The following is a 26,796-nucleotide window of genomic DNA, read 5'->3' as shown; positions in this document are numbered from 1 at the left end:
GTATTAACCCAGCCCATAGACGGGGTATACATGGACAGGCTTGGCCGGAAGGGTCAAGAGGGGCTGCGGGTCAACAGCACAAAAAGCGACCCAAAAATACGATGTTAAATCGAGTTGAGTTAAAACTGAGGGCAAGAGCGATGTTACGCGGGATTTTCACAGGTTTGTTCTTTGGCGGTGTGTTGGGCTTGATGCTGGCTGGCGTCGTGTCGTTATTGGCGCCATTGCCGTCAAATGTGGCTGTGCCACAGGCACAAGGGCCTGCAACTGCTGCGCCAGAAGCGGCTGTGAACACGCCTTTGGCCGTAACCTCTGATACAGATGCACCGGTGAATGCCGACGCTACAGCGCAGACGCCTGCCGCAGTTGAAGGTGCGGATGGGGCGCCAGTCGCTGACTTTGCCTCAGCGCCTAAGCCCAACACTTCGACGGTGGCGGATACGCCGTCGGCCCCTGCGCAAAATGGGGCCGTGGATGTCGCTGTAAACTCTGAATCGCCAGTTTTACCCAATCCGCAAGCCAATGCGATCGCAAGCCCAGGGGCAGATGATGAACCGTCGATTTCGGTAGACCCGGCGCAACCACTCAGCCCGCAGACGGCTGATACACAGGCTTTTGATAATCCTGAAGCCGTTGCTGATGAAGGTGCTGAAGCCGCCCCCGCGGTTGTGGAATCCGGTGCAGATATCGTGGCGCCAGACGTGAGCGACGAAGAGACCACATCGCTGCTCAAACCCGTAACAGGGTTCCAAGAAAGCTTCACCCAACACACCTCAACCCGCTTGCCAACAGTATATGCAGAAGCCGATCAACCGGCTACTGAAGACGTCGCGGTCGAGATGGCAAAGCCTCCGCTAGAAGCATTTTCAACGGCCTTTGAAGGTGAGGCGGACAAACCTTTGCTTTCGATTGTGTTGCTGGATGACCCTGCGGCCGGCATTGATTTGCAAACCCTTGCAGAATTTCCAATGCCGATGAGCATTGCTGTAAACGCGCAATCGGCTGACGCGCTGGCGCGTGCGGCAGCGCTACGCGGTGCGGGGCTTGAAGTCTTGGCCCTTATGGATTTCCCCGTGGGTGCAACCGCAAGCGATGTGGCGGTAAATATTGAAAGCCAATTGGCCAATGTGCCAGAGGCCGTTGCCCTGATGGACGGCTTTGACGGAGGCGTTCAGGAAAACCGTGCTGTGTCAGATCAAGTGATCGCTTATGCTCTTTCCAGCGGCCATGGCGTGGTCTTCCAGCCCAAGGGTTTGAACACCGCCCAGAAGCTCGCCGTGCGCGAAGGTGTGGGCGCGGTGACTGTTTTCCGCGATTTTGATGGCAGCGGGCAAAGTGATGTTGTGATCCGTCGATTCCTGGATCAAGCCGCCTTTAAGGCGCGCCAGAACGAGGCGGTATTGATGTTGGGACGGATGCAAAACAGCACCATTGCGGCCTTGGCCAGCTGGGCATTGCAAGACCGTGCCAGCACGGTTTCAATTGCGCCGGTTTCGGCGTTGTTGGCCCAAACGGTGCAATAGATCTGCTAAAACAATTGGCAAAGTAGGCCGGGCTTTAGCCCGGCTTACGGCAATTGATTACGAATTGTGCTATTCTTGACCCAATGAACGGATAGGGACGCTACGCGAACTCCTGCCGTTTCCCTCTGCAAAACAGCGGAAATGCGCGGTGATATTGAATAACACTTGTCGGTTTGCCTAGCTGAACGCAGGTAACAGCCAAGCTGCGATCCAGGTTTGCTCGATCGTCAAGCATGGAGATCGCCTGCGGTTGTGTTGATCGACCCATCCAACCGTTTGGCTCATGAAAGGAATAGACCCATGAAAGTTCTACTAATCGCTGCAGCGGCAATACTGATCACTTCGCAAGCCTTTGCAGGCACCTACGAAACCCGCTGCACCACATCCTCTGTGCCTTATCAGGCGACCGTCAAAGGCGGGCAGCCGGAAAAGGTCATCGGCGGGGCCATCATCGGCGGCGTCATTGGAAAGGTCATAACTGATAACGGCGCTGGCACCGCTGCAGGGGCGCTGATCGGTGGCGCTGTCGGTCATGAGAACAGCAAAAAGACGGTCACGCGCTACAAAGACGTAGAGACTTGTAAAAATATCTTCATTCCGGAGCGCATCACGGATCAATACGCCTTGGAGCAGGCCTTGCTTGATCTAAATTCCGGTCGCCCGGTGAGTAAAGAGATGACCAAGGACGTGCAGTATACCATTGGCGTCTCTCATGATGGGAAGTGGGGGCCACGCTCTCGTGGTGCCGCCGAGGAATATCTGGCCAGCCTTGACACAAGCTCCGATGCTCAGGCCGAAGCCACAGCCCCTCTTTACTCTTTGATTGTGAATGATGTTCTGATTGTCAGCTCTGCAGATGCAAACGCTCTTGATGAAATCAAGACTGCTCTGGCTTCGGCTGGGGTTGAAGCGCAAATCTTTGTGGATGCCTACTGACATTTTTTCAAACCCTTCATCGGTGAAGCGCGGCAATTCCAACCCATATTGCACAGCAGTTTGGCGCGGATTAGGGTGCTGTGAGACGTTTTAATGGAGCCTAGTTGTGATTGGTGATCTGAACTTGATAGCCATTTTACTTGCGGCTTTGGCCGCAAGCCTAAGTCCTGGACCAGCGTCTCTGGCGATAGCAGGCACATCGATGGCACGAGGCAGACGGGCGGGCATGTTTCTCACCTTCGGCATCATCATTGGATCGCTGACTTGGTCGATCGCTGCAGCACTGGGACTTGGGGCGGTTATGATGACAAACGCCTGGGTGTTTGAATTAATTCGCTATCTGGGCGCAGCATACCTCCTTTACCTGGCTTGGAGGTCGACACGTTCGGCATTGTCTGCAACGCCTGTTGAAACACGCATGATTCAAGGTTCTGCAAGATTGCTTATCCTGCGTGGCGCAGCGCTTCATATCATGAACCCAAAATCGATTTTGTTCTTTGGCGCTCTCTATTCGATTGGTATGCCTGCCTCGGCGAGCACCCAGCAATTGACGTTGGTGGTGGGGGCGGTCGGGCTGCAGGCCACCATAGTCTATTGCTGCTATGCAATCCTGTTTTCGTCGTCAAAGATGACGTCTATCTATGTAAAAGCGCGCCGTTGGTTTGAAGCCGTGTTCGCAGCCGGGTTTGGATTGGCTGGCTTGAAGATTGTAACTGCTAAGTTGCCATAGCGGACTAGGCTTACAAAGACAGCTAGGATTCAAATCTCTTCATCGGTTTGCGGAAGAGTGTTTACATCTACATTGATGAAATCAGGTGCAGGTGTTTGCGGAAATCTGATGGCTTGGATTGTGTCACGCCCTTCAGACAGGGCTTTAACGACACGGTGCATACCGTCCATCAATCGTCCATCGCTGCACAGTAAGATTGGAAACCGCAGGTCCGTCTGTTGTACCAATTGCATGTGCTCTGCAATCGAGCGCGGCGTTGGAATGTCATCAGCAGTTTGAAACCACCAGAGTTCGTCCAGTTCAGCGATGTCAACCAGCGCAATTGAGATCACGGGCAGATCTTGAGATGCGCGCACCAGCTTGTGAACGTCCCAGATGTGACGATCACCGTTCACATCCCTGTTGTGATATTGCTTTCGCATCCCAATCTCCCCGCGCGATTTTCGGGAAGACTACGTGTTTAAGCCAAGACATAAAGAGGGAAGCGCGGTTTAGCTGTTCCCGTGCCCATCAAAGCGGCCAGCGTCTTCAGCTGCGCGGCGGATCGCGTTGGATTTGTGGACAGTCTCCATGTACTCAGCCTCTGGGTCGCTATCGTAAACGACACCGCCACCGGCTTGCACATAAAGCTTTTTGTCTTTCACAATTGCCGTGCGCAGCGCGATACACATGTCCATATCGCCACCGGCTGAGAAATACCCAACACCGCCGCCATAGACGCCGCGTTTTTCAGGTTCCAGCTCGTCGATGATTTCCATCGCGCGGACTTTTGGCGCACCTGACACGGTGCCCGCAGGCATGCCCGCAAAGAAGGCCGAGAGCGCGTCTTGGTTGTCAGCAAGTTCGCCAACGACGTTTGATACAATGTGCATCACGTGGCTGTAGCGCTCGATGATGAATTTTTCAGTCGGGCGCACGGTGCCAACTTTAGAGACCTTGCCAGTGTCGTTGCGACCCAGATCGAGCAACATCAGATGCTCTGCCAGTTCTTTCTTGTCGGCTAGCAAATCGGCCTCGTTCGCACGGTCTTCTTCAGGTGTTGCACCACGCGGGCGCGTGCCAGCGATCGGGCGAATGGTGACTTCGTTGCCAAAGACACGCACCAAAATTTCCGGGCTTGCACCGATGACCTGATAGCCGCCGAAGTTGAAGTAAAACATAAAGGGCGACGGGTTGGTGCGGCGCAGCGAGCGATACAATGCAAACGGCGGCAGTGGGAAATCATGCGTCCAGCGTTGGGCTGGCACGACCTGAAAGATGTCTCCGGCTTTAATGTATTCCTTGGCCTTGTTGACCGCGTCCATATAGCCCGATTTGGTGAAGTTGCTGACCGGATCACCGACCTGTAGCTCATCCCCAAGATCACGGCTGGCTTGGGGCATGGCGCGCTCTAGATCGCGTACGGCGTCCATCACGCGCTCACCAGCCTGGGCATATGCCGCACGGGCAGATTGGCCCTCGGCTACCCAAACAGGGGAGACCACGGTCACTTCGCCTTTGACACCATCCAAAACAGCGACAACGGAAGGGCGCATCATGCAGGCGTCAGGCAGGCCCAGCGGGTCTGGGTTTACGTTTGGCAGATGTTCAACCAAGCGGATCATGTCGTAGCCGAGAAAGCCAAACAGACCGGCAGAGGCTTGCGGCAGATCATCAGGCAGATCGATTTTGCTTTCCGCAATCAAGGCGCGCAGGTTTTCCAGAGGATCACCATCCTGCGTCGTGAAAGCGTCGCCATCAAAGCGGGCCTGACGATTGATGCGGCTTTGCTTGTCGTGGCACTGCCAGATTACATCTGGTTTCATGCCGATGATGGAATAGCGCCCACGGACCTCGCCGCCGGTCACGGATTCCAGCATAAAGGCGTCTTTCTGCGCACCCGTCAGCTTAAGCATTAAAGAAACGGGCGTATCAAGATCCGCCGCAAGGCGGGTGTAGACAACCTGATTTTGGCCAGCCTTATAGGCCGCTTCAAATTCGTCAAAAGAAGGGGTTAGGGCCACGGGTCTTCGTCCTTAGTGCAGTTGAGCATGCACAGCGGCAAGCGCGTGCTGGTCAATTTCGATATCGGCGTTTGCACCAATATGGGTCGCATATGCGTTCAGAATGTCTTGCGTCAGAGACTGGCCAACCTGTTGGCTGATCACATTCTGAATGGATGTGTTTTCAGCATTGCTCAGGTCAGCTTGTGCAACTGCATCAAGCTCGACGATCAGATAGCGGCCTTGATCTTCGATTGCGCGGATGTCGCCTTGGTCCATTTCAAAAACGGTTTCCAGAAGGCTGCGCGGTACGTCTGGCAGGAAATCGCTGCGGGTCAGATCTTGTTCCTGCGCAACAACGAGGCCCAAGGTGATGATGTCAGCGCCTGCTTCCATCTCTTTGACCAATGCGTCTGATTTCGTGGCCAATGCGACTTGCAATTGTTCTGCGCGCCATGCGGTTTCAACCGCGTCGCGCGCCTCGTCAAATGGCAATGGAGCGGCTTCAGACGTGCCATCCAGACGCAGGGCAAAGATGCCGCCGTCATCCAGGCTTGCTACTTCTGGGAAGTCGCCTTCTTGGGCCGCTAGGGCGGCTGTGCGGAAGTCTGCATAGCCTGCGATATCTTCGTCAGACCCGGTGTGGTAGTTGATGGTTGCCAGAACCAGATCGGTTTCTGCAGCCACTTCTTCCAGTGTTGCGCCACCTGCAAGTAGGTCATCAACGGTGTTGATTTCAGCGTCGATCACACGGCGAGCGCGGTCGATGGCGATTTCATCACGCAAGTCGGATTTGGCATCCTCAAAGCTGGTGCTGCGCGCCGCCAGAACGGCGTTCACACGGAAGAGGGCCGGTCCCAGATCGCTTGTGAAGGGTCCGACAACATCGCCGGAGTTTGCGGCAAAGACACCTTCGCCCGCATCTCCAAGAGACGATTGAGTAACATCACCCATATCGACATCCGCGAGGTCCAGACCGCGTGCTTCAACCTGTTCTTCAAACGTGGCATTACCAATCTCGATCGCGCGTTGTGCTTCTTTGGCTTCCTCTTCGGTCCCAAAGACCAAACGCTCAACCAGGCGGCGTTCTGGTTGGTTAAATTCTGCATCGCGGTCGTCGTAAGCCGCTTTCAGGCTTTCTTCGTCAACCTCGACCGTGTCCAGCAGCATAGAAGGCGCGACCCAAGCATAGGTAATGTCGCGTGTGGCAGGCTGCATGAATTGATCGGTATTGGCGTCATAAAAGCTGCGCAGATCCGTATCAGATGGAACTGGGACGGCTGCATCCAAATTGGCTTCGCTAACGCTGACATAAGAAAAATTGCGGGTCTCACCCAAGAATTGCGCTAGAACCGTCGCGTAAGCATCAGGCATTTCAATACCGCCAACAATTGCCGATTGCAGCAGAGTGCGGGCCGCGTCTTCGCGTAGGCTGTTTTCGAAATCAACTTCGCTCATGCCAGAGTTCTGCAGCGCAAAACGATAGGCTTCGCGGTCAAAGGACCCGTCCAGAGATTGAAAGGCAGGAATGGTCACGATCTGATCGCGCAGGTTTTCATCGCCCATCGACAAACCTAGACGTTCTGCTTCGCCATCAAGAGCGCGCTGTGACACGAGGCGGGAGAGAACTTGTTGAGACAGACCAAATTGCTGCGCCTGAGCAAAGGTGATGCGCTGACCCGTTTGGGCTTGGATCGCGTTCAATTCCTGCTCAACCGCGCGGTAATAGTCGTTCACGCCAATGGCTTTACCGTCGACTTTGCCAACGGATTGAACGGAGCCACCAAGGTTGGTGATGCCAAAGCCGCCAAGGCCGAGGATCAACATGCCCATCAGTACCCAGACCAGAGTTTTGGTGAAGGAGTTTTGTACGGCCATTTGGTTCTCTTTCTTGCTTTGCCCTGCGTGTTATTCCGGGGCGCTTTGCCAAGGCGTGAAACCTGAGCAAAAAACCGGTTTGTGGATGTCTACGACGCACCAAAGGGGGGAGCAAGCGCTAACACCTGAATAATAGGTGATCCAGCGGTCTGCGCTGGCGTGCAGGCTTGAATTTGGGCCTGGCTCTCGGGATTTGGCGTGAATGGCCGGGGCTTAGCTTATGGGGCGATAAGCTTCGAGCCGATCAAAGAGCGTTGCGATCTGATCCGCGTTCACATTTGCAAAGGCCAGACGAATCTCTGTTTCGCCACGGTTGCTGCCCGCCGGATGAAACATGATGCCGGGTAGGGCCAAGACATGCGCCTCATCCACAAGCTTTTGCGCAAGCTCCAGTGAAGACAGTTCAAACGGGTGTTTGAGATAGGCAAAATAAGCGCCGAGCCCCAGTAGCTGCCATCCGCGCGCTTCTAATGTCGGAAAGCACTCTTTGATTGCTGTTCGACGATCCAGCACTTTCAGGCGTTCGGCCGCCAGCCAGCCATCAAGATTTTGCATGCCCCAAAGGGCGGCATGTTGAGCCAATTGGTTCGGGCAGATCGTAACCGTATCGAGGAACTTTTCAAGCTCAGCTAATAGGGGTGCGCCGGTGATCACCGCGCCGATGCGGTGCCCGGTTAGGCGGTAGGCTTTGCTGAAGGAATAAAGATGGATCAGCGTCTCGGCCCAATCAGGGTCAGCAAACAGTGGGTGCGGTGCGCCTGTGCGGCTGTCAAAATCGCGGTAAGTTTCGTCAACAATCAGCTTAAGCCCGTGTTCACGGGCCAAGTCAAAGAAGGCGCGTACCAGTTCAGACGGATACTCCACACCTGCCGGATTGTTCGGAGTGACCAATGCAATGGCGCGGGTTTTGTCGGTGATCAGAGACTGGGCAGTTTCAATGTTGGGCAATAACGCTGCGTTTGTTTCAAGAGCTACTGCTGTCACACCTTGCATATCCAACCACATTTTATGATTGAAATACCATGGTGTTGGCAGAATGACCTCATCACCTTCCGCGGCAATCGCGCTGACCGCGGCAGCGAAGGCTTGGTTGCAGCCTGATGTTATTGCAACCTGACCACTGCTTATCTGCCCGCCGTATTTTGCTGTCCAACGGCTGGCCAGTTCTGCCCTTAGCGCTGGCAGACCAAGTACGGGCCCATACAGATGCGCCTCGGGCACAGTGAGTGCAGTTTCTGCGATATGCGCGCGCAATGCCTCAGGCGGAGGGTCCATGGGGGCGGCCTGGCTGACGTTGATCAACGGGCGCTCCGCTGGAAATTCCTTTCCCGCAATCCACCGCCGAGCCTCCATGACCGGCGGGGAAAACGTGTGCTGCGTGCGTCCGCCCTTCATAGATTAGTCGTTGCCGCGATACGGCTGAACATATTGCAGCGCCATATCCCATGGGAAGAAGATCCATGTGTCCTGGCTGACGCCGGTGATGAAGGTATCCACCTGCGGCTCGCCTTTTGGTTTGGCATAGACAGTTGCGAAATGGGCGTTCGGATAAAGCTCTCGAACGAGTTCCAGTGTTTTGCCAGAATCTACCAGATCATCGATGACCAGAATGCCGGTGCCATCGCCCATAATGTCGTCAGACGGCGATTTTAGAACTTCGGCTTCGCGACGCTCGGCTGTGTCGCCGCCACCTGCGCTGTAGGATTTGACGCTGATCGTATCGACCACGCGTATATCAAGCTCGCGCGCGACAATCATTGCTGGCGCCATGCCACCACGAGTAATGGCCACAACAGCTTTCCAAGCGCCATCATCCGGACCTTTACCATCCAACCGCCACGCCAACGCGCGCGCATCGCGGTGCAATTGGTCCCAACTGATGTGAAAGCCTTTTTCATGTGGCAAACGTTCACTCATAGTCTTTTCCTTTCGTGTCTTGGTGCTCTGTCGCGACGCCTTACGAACGATCTAGCAACAGACGCAGTCCAAGCGCGCCCAACACGAGGGCAGCGACTCGGTCAAAAATCGGTTTGAGGCGCAAATAGCCCGTTTTTGACCGTTTGGTCGAGAGCAGGAGGGCAAAACCTGTATAGAATACCAATTCAACACAGAGATGGTTGAGCACTACCAGTGCTTTTTCCGCCAAGATCAAATCCCGTGGGAAGATCACAAGCAATACGGCTGAGGCAAAAAGCACGGATTTTGGGTTGGCGAAGTTCACAAACACGCCGTTTAGAAACGCACGACGGGCAGGTATTGATTTGGCTTCCGTCAAAGGGGTGCTTGCGGTGCGCCAGGTCTTATAGGCGATCCAGATCAGATAAAGCGCGCCCAGAGTTTTCATCGTGACATAGGCCCATGGGAACAGCAGAAACAGGCTTTCCAATCCTAAAAGCGCCATCGTTGTCCAGCCAGCGGCCATCATGCCAAGGCCAAACCCGGTCAAAATACCTGCACGCCGCCCCTGAGCCAATGTGGCGCGCAAAGCAACCAGCATCGCTGGACCGGGGCTGAGAATGGCTGCGATCAGCGTCAGATTAAAAGCGATGATGTGTGTCAGTTCCAAGCCCTAGCCTCCAACTTGCGTTTCAGCAGGGAAGGGCGCTGAGGGGCAAATGTCAAAGAAAAACGGACCGCAGCGTGGCTGGGTCCGTTCTTTTGTCTGCTTATGAGGCTGCGTTTACTTTTTACCAGCGTCGATGTCAGGCGCATCAACCGCCTTCATGCCAACCACGTGGTAACCTGAATCGACGTGCAGGTTTTCACCGGTCACACCAGAAGACAGATCGCTCAGCAGATAAAGCGCAGAGTTACCAACTTCGTCGATGGTCACTGTTTTACGCAGCGGTGAGTTGTATTCGTTCCATTTCAGGATGTAGCGGAAATCGCCAATCCCGGAGGCTGCCAGCGTTTTGATTGGACCTGCAGAGATTGCATTAACACGGATGCCGTCTTTACCAAGGTCTTCTGCAAGGTATTTCACAGAGGCTTCCAAAGCAGCCTTGGCAACACCCATGACGTTATAGTGCGGCATCACTTGCTCAGCACCATAATAGGTCAGGGTCAGGGCAGAACCACCTTCAGTCATCAGTTTCTCAGCACGCTTCATCACGGCAGTGAAGCTGTAGCAAGAGATGTCCATGGTCATCAGGAAGTTGTCACGGCTGGTATCGACATATCGGCCGCGCAGCTCGTTTTTGTCTGAGAAACCAATGGCATGAACGATAAAATCAATCTTGCCCCACTTCTCTTCGATCTGAGCGAATGCTGCGTCGATCGACTCTGGATCAGAGACATCACAGTCGATCAGCGTGTCGACGCCCAGTTGATCAGCCAAAGGCTGAACACGTTTCTTGAAAGCGTCGCCCATGTAAGAGAACGCCATTTCCGCACCTGCATCGGCGCAGGCCTTCGCGATACCCCATGCGATCGACTTATCATTCGCGAGGCCCATGATCAGGCCGCGCTTGCCTGCCATCAGATTGTTTGACATTTGGACAACTCCGTCCCTTATTTCCTTTTAAGGCACCTTTAGGCGATCACCCCCTCAGCATCAAGGCCGCAGAGCAGGGGTTTTGCCCACCATGGCATCGGAGAAACACATGTCAGACCGCACTGGAATATTTGCTGGCGATAACCCGTTTGAAATCACTCGAACGTGGCTGGCTGAAGCTGAAAAGACGGAGCCCAATGATGCAAACGCGATTGCGCTGTCCACAGTGGATGCCCAAGGTATGCCAAATGCGCGGATGGTGCTGTTGAAAGATATCGAAGATACGGCGTTTGTGTTTTACACCAACTACGGCTCGGCCAAGTCCCAAGAGATAGAGCATGGCGGTAATGCTGCTTTTGTCATGCATTGGAAATCACTGCGCCGTCAGGTGCGAGTGCGCGGTACAGTGACACGCGAGGATGGCGCCAAGGCTGACGCCTATTATAACTCGCGCTCCCTAAAAAGCCGGCTTGGGGCCTGGGCCAGTGATCAGTCTCAACCTTTGGACTCACGCGCCAGTCTTGTGGCGAAAGCTGCGAAGATGTCGGCACAACATGGGCTTAGTCCAAAACGCCCGCCATTTTGGGGCGGTTTTCGGATTGAACCAGTTGAAATTGAATTTTGGGCTGACGGGGCGTTTCGTCTGCATGATCGCTTTGTCTGGAAACGCGCAACCCCTTCTGATGCTTGGGAAACTATACGTTTGAACCCTTGACTTTCACGTCACGTAAAATGCAACCCTATGAAAGAGTTAAGATTTTTCCCTTGCCGTTATAAGGGAATTGTCGCAAGTAAGGGGTGACCCTGGGGATGGGGTTACGTAAGGTAAGGCCGTGAAAATGGAAAATGTAACTGCCCAAAAAGTTGGGGGGCAGGTGAAGTGGTTTGATCCGGTAAAAGGATTTGGCTTTGTAGTTGCAGACAATGGCGGGCCAGACATTCTGTTGCATGCCAATGTGTTGCGGAACTTTGGACAAAGCTCTGTGGCTGATGGTGCCCGCATTGAATTGGTTGCTCAGGAAACACAACGCGGCGTGCAAGCCGTCGAAATTCTAAGCATCCATGTTCCAGAATCAGAACAAACTGCACCTCTCGCTGATTTTGAAGAGTTCGATCCGTCTGAGATTTCGAAACTGCCACTCGAGCCTGCTCGGGTGAAGTGGTTTGATAAAGGCAAAGGCTTTGGTTTTGCCAATGTCTTTGGTCAGGATGAAGACATCTTTGTTCACGTCGAAGTGCTGCGCAAGCAGGGGCTGGCAGAGTTGCAGCCCGGTGAAGCGCTTGCTATCCGTGTGATCGAAGGGCGCCGCGGCTTGATGGCTGCGCAGGTCAGCCCTTGGGAAAGTGCAATAGAGCCAGGATAATGCGCAATGACTTTAAGCCTCCGTTTTCTGAAACGACTAACGGGGGCTTTGGTTTTCAGCCTCATTACTGTGTCTGCGCAGGCGGCCTGCCGGCATGACACCGTGCATTTGCGTGGTGACTGGGGCGAAGCGCGCTTTTCGGTTGAAGTTGCAGACAATGCCTCAGAGCGTGCAAAAGGTTTGATGGATAGAATGTCGATGCCCATGGGGCAGGGCATGTTGTTTGTTTATCATCAGACCCGTCCGGTATCGTTCTGGATGCGGAACACGTTTATTCCACTTGATATTATCTATCTCGATCAAAACGGGACGGTGGTGAACATCCACCATCAGGCCAAACCGTTGGACGAAACGCCTTTGCCCAGTATTTTGCCCACTCGGTATGTGCTTGAGATCAATGGCGGGTTGGCCAAAGCATTGGGAATGACGGTGGGTAGCGCGTTGCGTCACCCAGCTGTACTGCAAACCCAAGCCGCTTGGCCCTGCCATGAAGATTCTGAACAAAGTGAAAAAGACGCTGGTTAAAAAAAAATCATAATCTGCGCTTTTCCTCTTTTCATTCCAGCGCGTAACGACTAATTCCCCCCTCACGGTCGGGGCGTAGCGCAGCCTGGTAGCGCACCTGTTTTGGGTACAGGGGGTCGTGAGTTCGAATCTCGCCGCCCCGACCAGTTTTCAAAAATATTAAGAGCTGCTTTGAGCCTTCGGGAGAGCCAACCGGTATTTGAGGAAGGTTTGATCTGCATAACTGACTTCACCGACAAATTCTGCGCCGAAGCGCTTTAGCGCACTCAGATTTTTGCGGGACGGTGCTAGCAAGAATGTGACCTCAGAAATATCCGGGTGTTCTGCGGCGTAGCGGAGCGCTTGATGTGCTATCTTTAGTCCATGGCCAAAATGATCAGGATGAAGCACCAAGCCAAAGTCCCATTCATTTTCTTCTTTTTGAAAACCGCCCCATCCAAGATAAGTATCGCCAGACAGAATTGCCCAATGCCCCAGGCCATCGTTTGTCCAACAGGCCTCTTTCACTTTGATAAAGGACTCGACGTCGCTGTCTTGCCATTCATTCTTCGTCATAAGGGGGAGGTGTTTGGCGACCCGCGGATCTGACATATGTTCACGTATGGACGCGGTTGGAATGTCGGTTAGGCGTACAAAGCTATACTTGCTTGTCATAGTTGGGTTTAATCCACGATATTGAAAATTGGACTTCATTCAAGTCTACATATCGCGGCTCGATCAGAAACGTCCCGACCTTGATTTGCGGAAATATTGGATCAAGGCAAAAATCACACATTTTCCTCTTCCCTTTCCCAATCACGAAGTTTAAACGGTGCGAACGGTCCGGGGCGTAGCGCAGTCTGGTAGCGCACCTGTTTTGGGTACAGGGGGTCGTGAGTTCGAATCTCGCCGCCCCGACCACTTCCTTCACATCACCAAGACATGTCGATCACCCAGCTATGACGTGTCCTGTAGATTGCAAAGTTTCCACAAAGTTGAGACTTGTTATGTGAACCGGGACAGCTTTACTGCCTCAATTATAATCATTGTTATCGAACGCATCATATATTTAGTGATTAATGCCGCGTTAACCCCGATATGTTGCGGTTTTGGGGGCGTGGTTAGCTGCGATTTCAATTTTTTGTTTTGTTTGAAGGGCTTCGAGTGAAGTCCTCAAACAGGTGGTTCCTGCCGCAAATATGAACGTGCAATTAAGAATCGTAATCAAAGGTCGTGACCTTCGGAAATCCCCCTTTGGTCAACAGCAAAGACATCAAATTTTCTCAAATAAAATCGTTGACCCAATTGGTCGACATACGCCAGATTGTATGGGCGGATCAGATGGCCACCATATATTGTGGGCGCGGCGACCGCAGAGGGACTATACATAAAAGACGTTGTCCAGAGTTTTCTCTGGCTTCCGCGCGCACTGCTGGTGCACGCTAGATGTAGTTTTGCCCACTGTTTGCTGCCAGGCCATCACGCCATCCGCGTGTAGATTTGAGCAAGTTTAAGACTTCGGGGCAAAAATGAAGATCGAGCGTAAATTCACCAAGGCAGACCAAGACGCATATGCGGACCTAGACTTTATCACCACCACATCAGAGATCAAAAACCCGGACGGGTCGATTGTCTTTCAGGCGGAAAATGTCGAGATCCCAGCAAAATGGAGTCAGGTTGCCTCGGATGTGATTGCGCAGAAGTACTTCCGTAAGGCGGGCGTGCCGTCCAAGCTGAAGAAGGTCAAGGAAAAGGGCGTTCCAGAGTTCCTGTGGCGCTCTGTTCCAGATGAGGGCGCCGAAATGAGCGGCGAAACCTCGGCTAAGCAGGTGTTTGATCGTCTGGCTGGGGCTTGGGCCTACTGGGGTTGGAAGGGTGGTTATTTCACCACTGAAAACGATGCCCGCGCATATTTTGACGAAATGCGCCATATGTTGGCCTCACAGCGCGCTGCTCCGAACTCTCCGCAGTGGTTTAACACCGGCTTGCATTGGGCTTATGGCATCGATGGTCCGGCACAGGGCCACCACTATGTGGATTACAAAACCGGCAAGCTGACCAAATCCAAGTCGTCTTACGAGCACCCACAGCCGCATGCTTGCTTTATTCAATCCGTTTCGGATGATCTGGTGAACGAAGGCGGCATTATGGACCTCTGGGTCCGCGAGGCGCGTCTCTTTAAATATGGCTCGGGTACTGGCACCAACTTCTCCAGCCTGCGCGCAGATGGCGAGTCACTCTCTGGTGGTGGGCGTTCATCTGGTCTGATGGGCTTTTTGAAAATCGGTGACCGTGCAGCGGGCGCGATCAAATCAGGCGGCACAACCCGCCGCGCCGCCAAAATGGTGATCTGTGATGCCGATCACCCGGACATCGAAGAATTCATCAACTGGAAAGTGAAAGAAGAGCAGAAAGTGGCGTCCATCGTCGCGGGCTCCAAAGTTCACGAAGAAAAACTGAACGAGATTTTCTCGGCCATTCGTGGCTGGGACGGCTCAACTGAAGATGCGGTTGACCCTAAGAAAAACGATCAGCTGAAAACAGCCATCAAAGGGGCGCGTAAGTCCAAGATCCCAGAGACTTACGTGAAACGTGTGTTGGACTATGCCAAACAGGGCTACGCCAGCATTGAATTCCCTACATACGACACTGATTGGGACAGTGAAGCCTATGCCTCTGTGTCGGGTCAGAACTCCAACAACTCGATCCGCGTGACCGATGCCTTCTTAAAGGCCGTGCGTGAGGATGCTGATTGGGAGCTGATCCGCCGTACTGATGGCAAGGTGGCAAAGACCATCAAGGCACGTGATTTGTGGGAGCAAGTGGGCCACGCCGCATGGGCCTGTGCAGATCCTGGCATTCAGTTCCACGACACTGTAAACGCCTGGCACACCTGCCCGGAAGATGGTGAAATTCGCGGTTCAAACCCTTGTTCTGAATACATGTTCCTTGATGACACGGCGTGTAACCTGGCCTCGATGAACCTGCTGACCTTCCTCAAGGACGGAAAGTTCCAAGCCGAAGATTACATGCATGCAACCCGTCTTTGGACGGTGACGCTTGAGATCTCGGTGATGATGGCGCAGTTCCCATCCAAGGAAATCGCGCAGCTGTCTTATGACTTCCGTACCCTGGGTCTGGGCTATGCCAATATCGGTGGCCTCTTGATGAACATGGGCTTTAGCTATGACAGCGACGAAGGCCGCGCGCTGGCAGGGGCTCTGACAGCGATCCTGACCGGTGTGTCTTATGCGACGTCTGCGGAAATCGCGGGCGAGTTGGGGCCGTTTTCAGGTTACAAACGCAACGCTGATCACATGCTGCGCGTTATGCGCAACCACCGCAATGCGGCTTACGGTGCCACAGATAACTATGAAGATCTGGCTGTAAAACCTGTGCCGCTCGATTTGGCCAATGTACCGGATCAGGACTTGTCAAAACTGGCTATGGCAGCCTGGGATGAGGCGCTGGAGCTGGGTAAAAAGCACGGATATCGCAACGCGCAGGTTTCGGTGATTGCACCGACCGGAACGATTGGTCTGGTCATGGATTGCGATACTACAGGTATCGAGCCGGACTTCGCGCTGGTGAAGTTCAAAAAGCTCGCAGGTGGTGGGTATTTCAAGATCATTAACCGCTCTGTGCCATCCGCCCTTGCAAAACTGGGCTATGGTTCTGCACAGATCGAAGAGATCATCTCTTACGCGGTTGGACACGGTACATTGGGCAACGCGCCTGCGATTAACCCAACTACACTGAAGGGCCATGGATTTACACAGGCAGAACTCGATAGGGTCGACGGCGCATTGGCAACGGCTTTTGATATCCGCTTTGTTTTCAACCACTTCACCTTGGGGGAAGAGTTCGTGACTGGCACGCTTGGCGTACCTGCAGCGAAGTTGATGGACCCAGAATTCAACCTTCTGAGCCACCTTGGTTATTCGAAAGCGGATATCGACGCGGCAAATGACCACGTTTGCGGGACGATGACCCTAGAAGGGGCGCCGCATCTGAAAGAGGAGCATCTGCCAGTCTTTGACTGTGCGAACCCATGCGGCAAAAAGGGTAAGCGCTTCCTGTCGGTGGATAGCCACATCACTATGATGGCGGCGGCGCAGTCCTTTATCTCTGGCGCGATCTCAAAAACGATCAACATGCCGAATGATGCAACGATCGAAGACTGCCAACAGGCTTATGAACTGAGCTGGTCCTTGGGTGTGAAGGCCAACGCACTCTATCGCGATGGCTCGAAATTGTCACAACCTCTGGCTGCAGCACTCATTGAAGATGACGAAGAGGCCGAAGAGATCCTTGAAAGCGGCACGCCGCAGGAAAAAGCGGCTGTATTGGCAGAGAAGATCGTCGAAAAGATTGTCATCAAAGAGGTCTTTAAAGCTGATCGGGAAAAAATGCCTGAGCGTCGTAAAGGCTACACCCAAAAGGCCATTGTGGGCGGTCATAAGGTCTATCTGCGGACTGGTGAATACTCTGATGGCTCCCTCGGTGAAATCTTTATCGACATGCACAAAGAGGGCGCTGGCTTCCGCGCGATGATGAACAACTTCGCAATCGCCGTGTCAGTTGGTCTGCAATACGGTGTGCCACTGGAAGAGTTCGTAGATGCCTTCACCTTCACCAAATTCGAGCCAGCGGGCATGGTGCAGGGCAATGACTCTATCAAAAATGCGACATCTATCCTGGATTATATCTTCCGTGAACTGGCTGTTTCTTATCTAGATCGAACAGATTTGGCGCATGTGAAGCCAGAAGGCGCATCCTTCGATGATCTGGGTCGTGGCGAGAATGAAGGTGTTTCTAACATCAAAGAGATGAGCGAAAACGCAGCCTCACGGTCACTTGAGATGCTGAAGCAAGTGTCCTCAACCGGGTATCTTCGTAAGCGTTTGCCACAGGATTTGGTGGTGCTTAATGGCGGTGTGGACGCCGAAGTTGCTTTGAAGAAACTTGTACCTGAAACAGCAGAGCCAACGGCCATGACTTCGGGTACGGCGGTTGCTTCTGGCACTATGACAATGGACGAGCGCACGAAAGCCAAAATGCAGGGCTATGAAGGCGATCCATGCGGTGATTGCGGCAACTACACGCTCGTACGCAATGGAACTTGTATGAAATGCAACACCTGTGGTGCGACCTCAGGTTGTAGTTAAGGAACACCTGGGGATGGCCCTTGGGCCAGACCCGTCCCCCGGCGGAGGGTCAATTCCGCCACGAATTCTAGGGCAGGTGCGCTTGCCCTGATACGACGCTTAAGCCGCAGGCAAAAAACATCGAGCGGTATAAGAGTGAGCTTAAGCGGCGAAACTTAGGGGGGCCTGGCCCCCCAATTTTATGTGGTGCACTGCTCCGTCTGCCACAAAATTTCCCCAATTAGTTTCAATTTGAGCCAAGAATCACCTCTAGGTTGCTTTTAGGAAATCTAATCAATCTTATGTAATGAGGTAAGTCTATGAGCACGCCACACGAAACAGACGGATATTATGATGTCAGCTTTTCCAGCAACGAAGGTGTTGTTGGGGCAGGGAAGTTAACCATGAAAGATCTATCGATCTCGGGTGTTGACGTTGGCTTTTTCTACGATGGCGCTTTTGAACACCTGAATGAAGATGAATACACAGGCCATGTCGAAATTCGCCAGCATAACAAAGATATGCCCTCTGTATTCGGCGATTTTGACAGTTACAAATTGATGCTGAAGGGGCGGATCAAAGAAGGTAAGGCAGATTTGAAAGCAACCATGGTGGGTATGGAAGACCTTAGCCTGACTGTTTCAATGTCTCGTGTAAGCGCCCATCGTCGCCCGCGAGGTTTTTAAGTTGGGGCGTCTTTAACGCCCCCTCTTTACCCCTGATTACGGTTGTTTGAGGTGGATCGCAAACATCTCGCGCAACTCTTTATCAAGCTGCGGATCAAATCGTGCAGAAGCAGGTTTGGACAGGATTTCTTCTTTGCGCGCGATGGCTTTTTGAACCAAATCCGGCTTTGATCTTTCTTCCCATTCCTTGGGTGAGCTACGGCTTGCAAGGTTTGGATAAACAAAGTCTTTTTGCATTCGAGATAGAGTTTCATCTGTCCCCAGATAGTGACCCGGGCCGCCGATGCAGACATCTCGAATTTGGTCGACAGCCAGCGTCGTGTCATCGACTTCGATACCGCGCAGGCAACGCATCGCGTGGCCAATCAAATCGTCACCTAGGATCAGGCTTTCATGACAAAAGCCAAGCAGCGAAGCATGCATGCCCGCGGCTTCATACACCATATTGGTGCCTGATAGGGCGCTCATAACGTTGGAACACATCTGCTCCCAGCCCGCTTGCATATCCGGTAGTTTGGCATCGGTCATCCCTGCTGGTGCCCCGCCGGGGACCCCATAATAGTGATGAAGCTGAGCGCATGCAGCGGACAAAAGCGCCTGTTCGCCTGAACCGGAGGTCATCGCCCCGGTGCGCAGATCTAGACCAAAGGGCCATGTGCCAAAGATAGCAGGGTGGCCGGGTACAATAGCGTTTACATAGACAAGACCTGCCAAGCATTCAGCGACGGATTGCACGATTGCACCGGCAATGGTGGACGGGGCGGTGGCCCCTGACATGCAGGCGGAGAGGAGCAATACTGGCATGCCTCCGAGAATGCACCGCTCCATCACTTCGCAGCTTTCTGTTGCGAATTTCATTGGTGGAACAACAAAACAATTTGTGTTGGCTACAAAGGGGCGCGCGCGCCATGCGTCTTCGCCACCTGCGATTTTATGTAGCATTTTCAAAGCGTCATCAACGAAATCGGGTTCTGTGAACGAGGTGCCGATGTGTTTCTTCGTGCCAGAGCATGTGGCATAGATCGTGTTCAGATCCATCTCGCGATTGTCAGCAATATCACGGCAGACCATTGGGCGCTGTACAAAGTGAATATTGTCGAGCTCTTCACTGATTTTCGACGCATCGTGCAAATCTTGCACTGTACTGTCGCGATACGAACGTCCTTCGACATCAACCATGCTGACGGCGGCACCAGCAGTGCCAAAATGCACGCGCGACCCATTTAGGTGCAGATCATGTTTAGGATCACGCCCGTAGAGCGTGATGTCCTTGCAGGCTATATCAAGCGCTGCCTGTACAGCTTCACGGGGGAAGCGGAGCCGCCCATCCTCACCCAAAATCGCACCAGCCTTGGTCATATAAGCCACACCGCTTTCCGGAGCATCGGCAAGACCGATTTCCTCGAGCGCGCGTAGGGCGGCTTCGTGAATGTTTTCAATGTCAGCCTGGCTGAGCGGTTTGTAGCTGCCGCCTGACATGCCGGGATGAACGGCGCGTTGGTCTTCTGTCAGGGCGGAGGCCCGCATTTCACGGCGGGCATTGCGGCCACCGGAACGACGGGTAGCGGATCGGGTCATAGGATGTGTCCTTTGGTAAGTGCTTGAGAAAATGTTGAAATCTCAAACAGCAGGACGACCCCGCGCAGCTTTCCCGCGCTCAGCCCCGATGGTGCGGCTGACCAGGCAAATGATCCAATAGCAGCTTTTACGTAACGCCTTCATAGCGCCAGTATGGGGCATATTGTACGATTTTCGCAGAACATTTGCGACCATTCGCGTGGAAAACCGACTTACATAACGTCGCTGGCGCTATCACCCAGAATGTAGCGCGGGCCGCGACCATTGTGGCGGATGCGGTCTTGAGGATTGTAGAGTTTGCAGGCTTTAAGGGACAGACACCCACAACCAATGCAGCCATCTAGCTTGTCGCGAAGCGCTTCCATCTGGGCGATACGTGCGTCCAGATCATCTTTGAACTGGTTGGACAGCCGCGCCCAATCCGCTTTGGTCGGAGTGCGATTGTCAGGCAGGCTCGCCAAGGCGTCTTTGACCTGTTTGATCGAAAACCCAAGCTGCTGAGAGATCATTACAAAGGATAGCCGTCGAATATCCGCGCGCTCAAATCTCCGCTGACCGCCGGCATTGCGAAAGGGCGAAACAAGGCCTTCTTCTTCGTAATACCGTATGGCGCTTGGGGCAAGGCCTGTGCGTTCGGAAATTTGACCGATGCTAAGGCCGCGATTTGTTATCTGTCTGTTTTCTATAGGCATTTTATATTTGACCTCAAGTGTACTTAAGAAATTAGAACTGATTCAGTTACAAATCAATAGCTAGGAGATCAGTCATGCGGCTAGAACATGTGAACGTCACCGTTGGAAACCCCAAGGAGATGGCGGGTATTTTGCAGCAGTTATTTGGGTGGAAAATACGTTGGGAGGGTTCTTCAATTTATCATGGCTATACAGTGCATGTGGGGGATGATGACAGTTATTTAGCGCTGTATTACCCAAATAAGGAATTGACCATAAACGAAAATTCTTACGGCCAGCTAAGCGGGCTTAACCACATTGGTATTGTGGTGGATGACATCAAATCCACCGAAGCGCGGGTTTTGCAGGCCGGATATAAACCTCATAGCCATGCGGATTATGAACCGGGCGAAAGGTTTTACTTTGATGGTCCTGATGGCATTGAATTTGAGGTCGTAAGCTATGCTTGAGGCCATTTACAAAAGCCCCGGAGGACTGCTGATTTATACCGGTGGGCTGTTCGGATTGACCTTCCCGTTAGGAAAACTTGCATCGCAAGCGGGCGTGCCTCCAACGGTTTGGGCGATGGTGATTTCACTTGGCGCAATTCTGTTTATTGCACCCGATCTTTGGAAACGACGTGATTTCATCCCGCCACGGGGGCCAGTGCTGCAGTATGTGATGATTTCAGGTCTGATGTCCTTTGCGCTGGTGAATGTGATCATCTTTGCTTTGATCCCGAGACTTGGCGCGGGGCAGGTTGGTCTGATGTTTGCCCTGTCACCGGTGTTCACTTTGGCATTGTCGGTGCTGTTTAAGCTGAAGGGAGTTTCCGCACTAGGTGTTTTGGGAATTGTCGTTGGCTTGTTTGGCGCAATCAACGTGGTTCTGGGGCGTGACGGCGCAGGGTCGGGCATAAGCTTTTGGGCGCTCCTGGGTCTGGTGCTGCCTATGATCCTCGCAGCCGGCAATATCTATCGCACGCTGCATTGGCCTGAAGGCCAACACCCGGCCAGCCTAGCCTTCTGGAGCCAGGGGGCGTCGTTGCTGGGATTGATTATCGTTCAGATTGCCTTTTATGGCGCGCTTCCTGTGGCTTGGGTTGCGGAAATTCCGCTTGTTACGGGTGTTCAGCTGATCTCAGCAGCGCTGATTTTTCCGGCTTATTTCAGGTTGCAGCATTTGGGTGGACCCTTGTTGCTGAGCCAAACCGGTTATGTCGCGGCGGCCACCAGTCTCTTTTCCGCAACGCTGTTCTTAGGCGAGCGGTATTCCACCATCACCTGGGCCGGGGCCGGGCTTGTGTTTTTTGGCATCGCCCTCACGATTTTGGCGCAATCAAAGGTCTCTCTGCGCCGATTGTGGGTCTAGGTTTTCCTTGACCCATCTGGGGCGGCCTTCTAGGGTCGCCCCCATGAACAGCCAACGCACCATCATTATTTGTTGCATTCCCTGCTAAGACAACTTGGCGGGCCGTTCTTCTATTTCAAAACATTGATGAAGTTGCTATGCCCGCCAGCACGTAAGCCGTGTAAGGACGAGCCATGACCGACGTAGATCTGACGATCAAACTGCACAACACAAAGACCCGTAAAAAAGAGGTTTTTGAGCCTTTGGATACGCAGAATGTACGCATGTATGTCTGTGGACCAACGGTCTATGATCGCGCCCATTTGGGGAATGCGCGCCCGGTTGTGGTGTTTGACGTTTTGAACCGTCTGCTGCGACACGTCTATGGCGCGGATCACGTGACCTATGTGCGCAACTTCACGGATGTCGATGACAAGATCAACGCCACTGCGCTGATGCGCAAAGAGGCTGGCGCCGCTGGGACCTTGGAAGAGCTCGTCACTGAACGCTCTGATGAGACCATCGGCTGGTATCTTAAAGACATGGGTGCTTTGGGGGCGATGGAGCCTGATTTCATGCCCCGCGCCACCGGCTATATCGCGCAGATGATCACCATGATCGAAGGGTTGATTGAAAAAGGCCATGCCTATCCTGACGGGGCAGGTCATGTGCTGTTTTCAGTGAAATCCTATGACGACTACGGCAAGCTTTCTGGGCGTTCTGTGGACGATATGATCGCCGGTGCGCGCGTGGAAGTGGCTGATAACAAACGCGATCCGATGGATTTTGTGCTGTGGAAACCATCAACCGATGATCTGCCCGGTTGGGATAGCCCATGGGGTCGTGGTCGTCCGGGCTGGCACATCGAATGTTCCGCCATGGCGCATGATTTGCTGGGCGAAAGTTTTGACATTCATGGCGGTGGCAATGATCTGCAGTTCCCGCACCATGAAAACGAAATCGCCCAAAGCTGCTGCGCCCACCCGGAAGGGGAATTCGCGCGTTACTGGATGCACAATGAGATGCTTCAGGTTGAAGGGAAGAAGATGTCCAAGTCTTTGGGCAATTTCTTCACCGTGCGCGATTTGCTGGACAAAGGTGTGCCTGGCGAAGTGATCCGCTTTGTCTTCCTATCAACCCATTATCGTAAGCCGATGGATTGGACCGCAAGGAAAGCCCAAGATGCAGAGAAAACGCTGCGTTCTATCGCTCAGGTGTTTGGTGGTGATCCGCAGACACAAGAAACGTATTTAGCCGGAAAAACAAATGCTCCTCAGGAAGTTCTGGATGCTCTCGGCAATGATCTGAATACTTCTCTGGCGCTGACGCACATAAAAAAATATGTGAAAAACCACGAGCTTGCAAAGCTCGATGCCTCGCTACGTTTGATTGGTTTTGAACCGGATGTACTTGTCGAAAAGTATCACAGTTTCGAGGTGAAGGCTGGAGATAATGGTGTCGCAAAAGGCATGAGTTACCAAGATGATGGTAGCATTTCAAAAGACGTGGCAGAGCTATTACAGTCGCTGACGATACAATTAGCCAACACCCGAGAAAAGGCGATGGAAACCAAAGACTTCTCTGAAGTGGACCGTTTGAAATCAGGCCTGCTTTCTGCTGGCGTCGAAGTGCGTATGAGTAAGGCCGGTGTTGAACTCCTGCCGGGTGCCGACTTTGACGCTGCGAAGCTGGAAGCGTTGTGATGGCGTCGTGTTACTACAAAGGGCTGAGCCTGACCGCGTGCGGAAGCGAAGCGCCCGCCCATGGGGGCGGTCGGGCGCTGCCCGGCGGTGCCGGGCTTAAAGGAACGACACAATGACCAAAGAAAAGCTCTACCTCTACGACACGACGCTCCGCGATGGTCAGCAAACCCAAGGGGTTCAGTTCTCTACCGCTGAAAAACAACAGATCGCCAAGGCCTTGGATGGCCTGGGCATAGATTATATCGAAGGTGGTTGGCCGGGCGCGAACCCAACGGACAGCGAATTCTTTGAGACCCGCCCGGACACCAAAGCGACTTTTACAGCCTTTGGCATGACCAAACGCACGGGCATGTCGGCGGAAAACGACGATGTACTTTCCGCTGTTCTCAACGCGGGAACGCCCGCGGTTTGTCTGGTTGGCAAAAGTCATGATTTCCACGTGGAAACCGCGCTTGGCATCACCCTAGCAGAAAACACCGACAATATCGCAAAGTCGATCACCCACATCAAAGTACAGGGTCGCGAGGCGCTGTTTGATGCTGAACATTTCTTTGACGGTTTCAAAGCTAACCCGGCATATGCCATCGAAGCGGCGAAAGCTGCATATGACGCGGGCGCGCGTTGGGTTGTCTTGTGTGACACCAATGGCGGCGCTTTGCCCGGTGAAGTCAGCGACGCGGTGAAGGCCGTGATTGCAGCCGGCGTTCCCGGCGATCATGTCGGCATCCACACCCATAATGACACCGAACATGCGGTGGCAAACTCCTTGGCTGCGGTTGATGCAGGCGCGCGTCAAATCCAAGGCACGTTGAGTGGCCTCGGTGAGCGTTGCGGCAATGCTAATCTGACCACTTTGATCCCGATGCTGTCGCTGAAAGAGCCATACGCCAGCCAATTTGATATTGGTGTCAGCCGAGAGGCCTTGAGCAGTCTGACCCGGATCAGCCGCATGCTGGACGACATCCTGAACCGCATTCCGATGAAGCAAGCAGCTTTTGTCGGGGCTAGCGCCTTTGCCCATAAGGCCGGGCTGCACGCCAGCGCTATCCTGAAAGATCCATCCACATACGAACATGTGGATCCGGCCACAGTCGGCAACCAGCGTGTCATCCCGATGTCTAATCAAGCTGGGCAATCCAACCTACGTCGTCGCCTGAGCGAGGCGGGGATCGAAGTTGAAAAGGGCAATCCAGCGCTTGCGCGTATTCTTGATAAAATCAAAGAAAAAGAAGCGCTTGGCTACAGCTTTGACACGGCTCAGGCCAGTTTCGAACTGCTTGCACGGCGCGAGTTGGGCTTCTTGCCAGAGTTTTTTGAGGTCAAACGCTACCGCGTGACTGTCGAGCGGCGCAAAAATAAACGCAATCAAATGGTCAGCCTGTCAGAAGCCGTGGTTGTCGTGAAAGCTGGCGACGAAAAATTCCTGAGCGTCAGTGAATCTATGGATGAAACTGGATCTGACCGGGGGCCGGTGAACGCCTTAGCTAAGGCCTTGGCGAAAGATTTGGGTCCGTACCAAGATGTCATCGATGACATGCGGCTTGTCGACTTTAAGGTGCGCATCACACAAGGCGGCACCGAGGCGGTGACGCGCGTCATTATTGACAGCGTGGATGGGCAGGGGCGGCGCTGGTCAACTGTTGGCGTCTCTGCCAACATCGTGGATGCCTCATTTGAGGCGCTAGTGGATGCCACCATCTGGAAGCTGGTGCGCGACGGCGCGCAGCCGATGGTTTGAATGGCACCTGATCCCGACATCGCGGCCTGTGCTGGGATCGTCCAAAAGGGCGATCCAGATCGGTTTCTGGCCATTATGTCGGGGCCAGTGTGGCTGCGTGAAAAACTCTTTCCGCTTTTTGCATTCAATGTAGAGGTCGCTCGCGCACCCTGGGTCACACAGGAAAGCATGATTGCAGAAATGCGCCTGCAATGGTGGCTGGATGCGCTTGATGAGATTGCCTCTGGCAGCGAGGTTCGCCGGCATGAGGTGACCACGCCTTTGGCACGGGTTTTGACCTCGGATCAAGCACAGCGTCTGACCGCTTTGGTCAATGCGCGCCAATGGGACATCTATGATGCGCCCTTTGATGAGGATGATCATTTTCATCGCTATTTGTCGGACACATCAGGTCTTTTGCTATGCATTGCTGCCGAAATCGCCTCAAAATCCGATGGTGCAGTTATGACAGATTTGATTTCTGACGTGGGTGTCGCTGATGGGCTTGCGCGCTGGTTTCAAGCCATTCCGATCCTCGAAAATAAAGGGAAACGCCCTTTGGTGGATGGCCGTCCCGAGGCTGTTCAACAACTTGCCGCGGATGCGCGCAGGTCATTGAAAAATGCGCGCCGAAACCTCACGGTTGGTAAGGATGTGAAGGCTGTTTTGCGCTGCGCATGGCAGGCGGATGCAGTTCTGAAACAAGTGGAACGCGATCCTATACGAGTGGCGAATGGTGACATGGATTTAGGCGAGTTTCACAAGAAATTCAGCCTTCTATGGCGATCTTTTAATGCAACTTGGTAATCTTTGAACCTTGAATACCATCAAGTCCTTTGCCCGTTTCTTCCACAAACAGACCGGGTAAAACCAAGACTTCTTTGATGTCATGCACTGCGAGTTTGACATAGCTTCCGCTGGTATCGCCGTATCCGGACAGCATCCAAACCCGTCCCCAATAATCCAGCGCCAAAGGCCTAAGGTCTTCAAAACTTCCTGACCGCAAAGTCACCCTCAGACGTTGCCGAGACCGAATGGCAGATCTAAGTGTTGTCAGGTGTTGAAGCGCCAATCCCGCGTCATCAAAAGGGTAGACGGCAAGTGCGGGCTCTGGTTGTTCGCCCTCTACAGGAAAGGCCTCTTCAAGTTTATGCACCAAAGATTGGGCAGAGGCTTGAAGGCTATCATCTGCGCTGGCGGCGATTGCAAGCAATCCTAGATGCAAAGCTTCAAGCTCGCCGTCTGTCAGATGCAGCGGGGGCAGGGTGGTCACCGCAGCAGCGCGATAGCCTGCGCCTTGCGTGGCCTCAATCGGCATACCGCTGGCTTTTAACGTGTCCATATCGCGATAGATGCTGCGCACCGAGATATCAAATTCAAAGGCAAGGTCTTCTGCGCGCAACAGTTCCCCACCTGAGAGGCGTTCCATGATTGCGGCCAATCGAGCACTTCGACTGGAGCGAGGGTTCGATTCTAAAGCCATTTTTTGGGTGTGATTTTCATTACTGACATAATGGTGTCAGTATTAATGTGA

General features: G+C 53.4%; 24 protein-coding genes and 2 tRNA genes. 15 read left to right on the top strand and 11 right to left on the bottom strand.

What is annotated here, in order from left to right:
* Window positions 1-140 precede the first annotated feature (140 nt).
* From JXQ85_RS06195 to JXQ85_RS06185, 3 genes are all read left to right on the top strand, one after another.
* Window positions 141-1,523: a divergent polysaccharide deacetylase family protein gene (locus JXQ85_RS06195; protein ID WP_421748013.1), complete on the top strand. Its 1,383-nt coding sequence runs from the start codon at window positions 141-143 to the stop codon at window positions 1,521-1,523.
* 300 nt (window positions 1,524-1,823) lie between these two features.
* A complete protein-coding gene (locus JXQ85_RS06190; protein WP_421748012.1) occupies window positions 1,824-2,459 on the top strand; it encodes a hypothetical protein in 636 nt (211 codons plus the stop codon).
* Between the two features lie 106 nt (window positions 2,460-2,565).
* Window positions 2,566-3,189, top strand: coding sequence for a LysE family translocator (locus JXQ85_RS06185; RefSeq protein WP_421748011.1), 624 nt, complete (start codon window positions 2,566-2,568; stop codon window positions 3,187-3,189).
* A gap of 29 nt (window positions 3,190-3,218) precedes the next feature.
* Here the strand turns inward: JXQ85_RS06185 and JXQ85_RS06180 are convergent, their stop codons facing one another.
* From JXQ85_RS06180 to fabI, 7 genes are all read right to left on the bottom strand, one after another.
* On the bottom strand, window positions 3,219-3,611 hold the full coding sequence (locus JXQ85_RS06180) for a hypothetical protein (protein ID WP_421748010.1): 393 nt from the start codon (window positions 3,609-3,611) through the stop codon (window positions 3,219-3,221).
* Between the two features lie 69 nt (window positions 3,612-3,680).
* The gene (trpE, locus tag JXQ85_RS06175) at window positions 3,681-5,192 is read right to left on the bottom strand and encodes an anthranilate synthase component I (RefSeq protein ID WP_421748009.1); all 1,512 of its coding nucleotides are present in this window, start codon (window positions 5,190-5,192) and stop codon (window positions 3,681-3,683) included.
* A gap of 12 nt (window positions 5,193-5,204) precedes the next feature.
* Window positions 5,205-7,049 (bottom strand): SurA N-terminal domain-containing protein, encoded by a 1,845-nt coding sequence (locus tag JXQ85_RS06170; RefSeq protein ID WP_421748008.1) that lies wholly within the window; start codon window positions 7,047-7,049, stop codon window positions 5,205-5,207.
* A gap of 213 nt (window positions 7,050-7,262) precedes the next feature.
* Window positions 7,263-8,444, bottom strand: coding sequence for an aminotransferase (locus JXQ85_RS06165; protein ID WP_421748007.1), 1,182 nt, complete (start codon window positions 8,442-8,444; stop codon window positions 7,263-7,265).
* Window positions 8,445-8,447: 3 nt separating this feature from the next.
* Window positions 8,448-8,966, bottom strand: a complete 519-nt coding sequence (gpt, locus tag JXQ85_RS06160; RefSeq protein ID WP_421748006.1) for a xanthine phosphoribosyltransferase — start codon at window positions 8,964-8,966, stop codon at window positions 8,448-8,450.
* Window positions 8,967-9,006: 40 nt separating this feature from the next.
* Window positions 9,007-9,615, bottom strand: a complete 609-nt coding sequence (locus JXQ85_RS06155) for a LysE family translocator (RefSeq protein ID WP_421748005.1) — start codon at window positions 9,613-9,615, stop codon at window positions 9,007-9,009.
* A 114-nt stretch (window positions 9,616-9,729) separates the two neighbouring features.
* Window positions 9,730-10,542 carry an enoyl-ACP reductase FabI gene (fabI, locus tag JXQ85_RS06150; protein WP_421748004.1) on the bottom strand — a complete coding sequence of 271 codons (813 nt, stop codon included), beginning with the start codon at window positions 10,540-10,542 and terminating at the stop codon, window positions 9,730-9,732.
* Between the two features lie 109 nt (window positions 10,543-10,651).
* Here fabI and pdxH point away from each other — a divergent pair, with 109 nt between their 5' ends.
* The 4 genes from pdxH to JXQ85_RS06130 all read left to right on the top strand — a co-directional run bounded on the left by pdxH (window position 10,652) and on the right by JXQ85_RS06130 (window position 12,577).
* Entirely contained in the window at window positions 10,652-11,257 is a 606-nt protein-coding gene (pdxH, locus tag JXQ85_RS06145; protein WP_421748003.1) for a pyridoxamine 5'-phosphate oxidase, read from the top strand.
* 124 nt (window positions 11,258-11,381) lie between these two features.
* Window positions 11,382-11,906 (top strand): cold-shock protein, encoded by a 525-nt coding sequence (locus JXQ85_RS06140; protein ID WP_421748002.1) that lies wholly within the window; start codon window positions 11,382-11,384, stop codon window positions 11,904-11,906.
* 6 nt (window positions 11,907-11,912) lie between these two features.
* Window positions 11,913-12,431: a DUF192 domain-containing protein gene (locus JXQ85_RS06135; protein ID WP_421748001.1), complete on the top strand. Its 519-nt coding sequence runs from the start codon at window positions 11,913-11,915 to the stop codon at window positions 12,429-12,431.
* Window positions 12,432-12,500: 69 nt separating this feature from the next.
* Window positions 12,501-12,577, top strand: a tRNA-Pro gene (locus tag JXQ85_RS06130).
* A 13-nt stretch (window positions 12,578-12,590) separates the two neighbouring features.
* Here the strand turns inward: JXQ85_RS06130 and JXQ85_RS06125 are convergent.
* The gene (locus tag JXQ85_RS06125) at window positions 12,591-13,085 is read right to left on the bottom strand and encodes a GNAT family N-acetyltransferase (protein ID WP_421748000.1); all 495 of its coding nucleotides are present in this window, start codon (window positions 13,083-13,085) and stop codon (window positions 12,591-12,593) included.
* Window positions 13,086-13,254: 169 nt separating this feature from the next.
* On the opposite strand from JXQ85_RS06125, the gene JXQ85_RS06120 reads away from it, so the two are divergent.
* The 3 genes from JXQ85_RS06120 to JXQ85_RS06110 all read left to right on the top strand — a co-directional run bounded on the left by JXQ85_RS06120 (window position 13,255) and on the right by JXQ85_RS06110 (window position 18,243).
* A tRNA-Pro gene (locus tag JXQ85_RS06120) sits at window positions 13,255-13,331 on the top strand.
* Window positions 13,332-13,939: 608 nt separating this feature from the next.
* Window positions 13,940-17,578 (top strand): vitamin B12-dependent ribonucleotide reductase, encoded by a 3,639-nt coding sequence (locus JXQ85_RS06115; protein WP_421747999.1) that lies wholly within the window; start codon window positions 13,940-13,942, stop codon window positions 17,576-17,578.
* A gap of 299 nt (window positions 17,579-17,877) precedes the next feature.
* A complete protein-coding gene (locus tag JXQ85_RS06110; protein WP_421747998.1) occupies window positions 17,878-18,243 on the top strand; it encodes a hypothetical protein in 366 nt (121 codons plus the stop codon).
* 36 nt (window positions 18,244-18,279) lie between these two features.
* Here JXQ85_RS06110 and JXQ85_RS06105 read toward each other — a convergent pair whose 3' ends face one another.
* Together JXQ85_RS06105 and soxR are read right to left on the bottom strand one after the other, a co-directional pair.
* Window positions 18,280-19,821, bottom strand: coding sequence for a trimethylamine methyltransferase family protein (locus JXQ85_RS06105; RefSeq protein ID WP_421747997.1), 1,542 nt, complete (start codon window positions 19,819-19,821; stop codon window positions 18,280-18,282).
* A gap of 212 nt (window positions 19,822-20,033) precedes the next feature.
* Window positions 20,034-20,513: a redox-sensitive transcriptional activator SoxR gene (gene soxR, locus JXQ85_RS06100; protein ID WP_421747996.1), complete on the bottom strand. Its 480-nt coding sequence runs from the start codon at window positions 20,511-20,513 to the stop codon at window positions 20,034-20,036.
* A gap of 74 nt (window positions 20,514-20,587) precedes the next feature.
* On the opposite strand from soxR, the gene JXQ85_RS06095 reads away from it, so the two are divergent.
* The 5 genes from JXQ85_RS06095 to JXQ85_RS06075 all read left to right on the top strand — a co-directional run bounded on the left by JXQ85_RS06095 (window position 20,588) and on the right by JXQ85_RS06075 (window position 26,069).
* Window positions 20,588-20,962 carry a VOC family protein gene (locus tag JXQ85_RS06095; RefSeq protein ID WP_421747995.1) on the top strand — a complete coding sequence of 125 codons (375 nt, stop codon included), beginning with the start codon at window positions 20,588-20,590 and terminating at the stop codon, window positions 20,960-20,962.
* Window positions 20,955-21,863: a DMT family transporter gene (locus tag JXQ85_RS06090; protein ID WP_421747994.1), complete on the top strand. Its 909-nt coding sequence runs from the start codon at window positions 20,955-20,957 to the stop codon at window positions 21,861-21,863. Before JXQ85_RS06095 ends, JXQ85_RS06090 begins: the two co-directional genes overlap by 8 nt.
* Window positions 21,864-22,036: 173 nt before the next feature.
* Window positions 22,037-23,545 (top strand): cysteine--tRNA ligase, encoded by a 1,509-nt coding sequence (cysS, locus tag JXQ85_RS06085; protein ID WP_421747993.1) that lies wholly within the window; start codon window positions 22,037-22,039, stop codon window positions 23,543-23,545.
* A 112-nt stretch (window positions 23,546-23,657) separates the two neighbouring features.
* Window positions 23,658-25,283 carry a citramalate synthase gene (gene cimA, locus JXQ85_RS06080; RefSeq protein ID WP_421747992.1) on the top strand — a complete coding sequence of 542 codons (1,626 nt, stop codon included), beginning with the start codon at window positions 23,658-23,660 and terminating at the stop codon, window positions 25,281-25,283.
* Complete coding sequence (locus JXQ85_RS06075; protein ID WP_421747991.1) at window positions 25,284-26,069, top strand: squalene/phytoene synthase family protein; 786 nt, start codon at window positions 25,284-25,286, stop codon at window positions 26,067-26,069.
* On the opposite strand, the gene JXQ85_RS06070 is transcribed toward JXQ85_RS06075, so the two are convergent.
* Complete coding sequence (locus tag JXQ85_RS06070) at window positions 26,053-26,745, bottom strand: helix-turn-helix transcriptional regulator (RefSeq protein ID WP_421747990.1); 693 nt, start codon at window positions 26,743-26,745, stop codon at window positions 26,053-26,055. The two genes, JXQ85_RS06075 and JXQ85_RS06070, sit on opposite strands and share 17 nt — an antisense overlap.
* Window positions 26,746-26,796: the final 51 nt, after the last annotated feature.

Source organism: Cognatishimia sp. (assembly GCF_049116455.1).
In the GTDB taxonomy this organism is placed as follows: domain Bacteria; phylum Pseudomonadota; class Alphaproteobacteria; order Rhodobacterales; family Rhodobacteraceae; genus Cognatishimia.
Note: the sequence above shows the minus strand (reverse complement) of the source record. Positions and strands in the feature narration are given on the sequence as shown.

What these genes read in the sequence shown, in the direction of transcription:
- fabI (WP_421748004.1), bottom strand. Translation starts at nt 10,542, where the DNA reads ATGTCAAACAATCTGATGGCAGGCAAGCGCGGCCTGATCATGGGCCTC.
- cysS (WP_421747993.1), top strand. Translation starts at nt 22,037, where the DNA reads ATGACCGACGTAGATCTGACGATCAAACTGCACAACACAAAGACCCGT.
- cimA (WP_421747992.1), top strand. Translation starts at nt 23,658, where the DNA reads ATGACCAAAGAAAAGCTCTACCTCTACGACACGACGCTCCGCGATGGT.
- JXQ85_RS06125 (WP_421748000.1), bottom strand. Translation starts at nt 13,085, where the DNA reads ATGACAAGCAAGTATAGCTTTGTACGCCTAACCGACATTCCAACCGCG.
- JXQ85_RS06135 (WP_421748001.1), top strand. Translation starts at nt 11,913, where the DNA reads ATGACTTTAAGCCTCCGTTTTCTGAAACGACTAACGGGGGCTTTGGTT.
- JXQ85_RS06140 (WP_421748002.1), top strand. Translation starts at nt 11,382, where the DNA reads ATGGAAAATGTAACTGCCCAAAAAGTTGGGGGGCAGGTGAAGTGGTTT.
- JXQ85_RS06110 (WP_421747998.1), top strand. Translation starts at nt 17,878, where the DNA reads ATGAGCACGCCACACGAAACAGACGGATATTATGATGTCAGCTTTTCC.
- JXQ85_RS06095 (WP_421747995.1), top strand. Translation starts at nt 20,588, where the DNA reads ATGCGGCTAGAACATGTGAACGTCACCGTTGGAAACCCCAAGGAGATG.
- gpt (WP_421748006.1), bottom strand. Translation starts at nt 8,966, where the DNA reads ATGAGTGAACGTTTGCCACATGAAAAAGGCTTTCACATCAGTTGGGAC.
- JXQ85_RS06070 (WP_421747990.1), bottom strand. Translation starts at nt 26,745, where the DNA reads ATGGCTTTAGAATCGAACCCTCGCTCCAGTCGAAGTGCTCGATTGGCC.
- JXQ85_RS06090 (WP_421747994.1), top strand. Translation starts at nt 20,955, where the DNA reads ATGCTTGAGGCCATTTACAAAAGCCCCGGAGGACTGCTGATTTATACC.
- JXQ85_RS06170 (WP_421748008.1), bottom strand. Translation starts at nt 7,049, where the DNA reads ATGGCCGTACAAAACTCCTTCACCAAAACTCTGGTCTGGGTACTGATG.
- JXQ85_RS06165 (WP_421748007.1), bottom strand. Translation starts at nt 8,444, where the DNA reads ATGAAGGGCGGACGCACGCAGCACACGTTTTCCCCGCCGGTCATGGAG.
- soxR (WP_421747996.1), bottom strand. Translation starts at nt 20,513, where the DNA reads ATGCCTATAGAAAACAGACAGATAACAAATCGCGGCCTTAGCATCGGT.
- JXQ85_RS06195 (WP_421748013.1), top strand. Translation starts at nt 141, where the DNA reads ATGTTACGCGGGATTTTCACAGGTTTGTTCTTTGGCGGTGTGTTGGGC.
- JXQ85_RS06180 (WP_421748010.1), bottom strand. Translation starts at nt 3,611, where the DNA reads ATGCGAAAGCAATATCACAACAGGGATGTGAACGGTGATCGTCACATC.
- JXQ85_RS06115 (WP_421747999.1), top strand. Translation starts at nt 13,940, where the DNA reads ATGAAGATCGAGCGTAAATTCACCAAGGCAGACCAAGACGCATATGCG.
- JXQ85_RS06190 (WP_421748012.1), top strand. Translation starts at nt 1,824, where the DNA reads ATGAAAGTTCTACTAATCGCTGCAGCGGCAATACTGATCACTTCGCAA.
- pdxH (WP_421748003.1), top strand. Translation starts at nt 10,652, where the DNA reads ATGTCAGACCGCACTGGAATATTTGCTGGCGATAACCCGTTTGAAATC.
- JXQ85_RS06075 (WP_421747991.1), top strand. Translation starts at nt 25,284, where the DNA reads ATGGCACCTGATCCCGACATCGCGGCCTGTGCTGGGATCGTCCAAAAG.
- JXQ85_RS06105 (WP_421747997.1), bottom strand. Translation starts at nt 19,821, where the DNA reads ATGACCCGATCCGCTACCCGTCGTTCCGGTGGCCGCAATGCCCGCCGT.